General features: G+C 48.7%; 1 protein-coding gene. It reads right to left on the bottom strand.

Annotated features, from left to right (window positions below):
- Positions 1-234 precede the first annotated feature (234 nt).
- Positions 235-363 (bottom strand): MHYT domain-containing protein, encoded by a 129-nt coding sequence (locus G3N58_RS34430; RefSeq protein WP_241017357.1) that lies wholly within the window; start codon positions 361-363, stop codon positions 235-237.
- Positions 364-1,341: the final 978 nt, after the last annotated feature.

The raw sequence follows: 1,341 nt of genomic DNA on the forward strand, positions 1-1,341 counted from the left end.
CGACGTATAGGCGCCCTGCACGTGTGCCGCGTCAAGCAGGTCATCCCATGCGTCCTCGCCGTGCTCGCGGCGCACCAGCTCTTCCAACAGGTTGAAGACGATTCCTTTCACGCTGTACTCCCGTTTTCCCGTTAAGAGCAGCAAGTCATACTCGATACCCGGAGTCATGCGCATTGCGACCTTGTCCGTATAGTGCGTGCTGGGGATGGCCGGCCTCATCAGCAACGCACCGACTCAGAGCCGCGACCATGGCAGCGTTTTCTGGCAGACCAGCCGCAGTGCCAAGGCCGAAGACGCAATAGCGATCAGCAGCGTGATCGCCGGGTCACAGACCTGCGGAATCGATATGGTGAACGCCAGCATGTCAACGAAGTGCGCATGCGAATGCGCCGCCGGCAAGCCACCGCTATGCGGCTTACCTCTTTGCGGTAGCAATTCTCCAGGGCAAATCCAGAGCAGTCTGGCAACCAGTAGTAAGCAAACGACAAGTACCGGGTTTAACCACGAGCGAGCACTACATATTTCCCTTCATGTGATGGGAAGCCTTGTACCTGGAGCGCGCGCAATTAGCATATTTGCCTTCGATTCACCGGACGATGCCAACTCAATGTCGCCCCCGCAATGAACCTCATACGGGTCGCATGCGCCTGGCGATCCTACCAGCGCCTGCGCGCATCGACAGCAACTGGCATGCCTCGTCATTTCAATTGCAAGATCCAGCCGACGTGTCGCTTCATGCGAGAAAGTCTTCCTTCGCAAATGCCTAAGCCCTATTCTTACCCCGATCAGGACTGCCAGACCCATAGCCGCCACTATTGTAAAAATAAAAACGAATTCGGGACGCATTTTATGGCCATAGAAATAGTTATTTATATATTTTTTTAATAAATTATTAAAACAGTAACCGCACGATTATGCATGGAAAATACACCCCTGCATATCAATAAGATTACCGCAAGGTCAGTCGCATCATATTTTTTCATTCTAATTACACGACTGAGGTATCACTCGCCATTCGTCAATTTTTTATAATTAAATCAATTAATTCGCGCCTTCAATATTAAGATCCAATAATCCGAAAGCAAAAAAAACAAGTGATGCAATGAACCGCCATACCCAGTCATCGCCATCTCCAAATATTAATGTGCAATCAGCCGTTATCCACTAGAATCCATAATAATATTAAATGGAAGCAGTACTTTCTATACATATCATTCTTATAATTTTATCCTCAGCAGGAAGATTAAAAAAGTGAGCTTAGTGCCAAATTTTGGCAGATTCACGCCAATGTCCGTTGATCTGCCAGAGCTTCCGAACCCTCTGGTTGTCGTCGTTGCGTAC

Source organism: Paraburkholderia sp. Ac-20342 (assembly GCF_017104985.1).
Classification (GTDB): domain Bacteria; phylum Pseudomonadota; class Gammaproteobacteria; order Burkholderiales; family Burkholderiaceae; genus Paraburkholderia.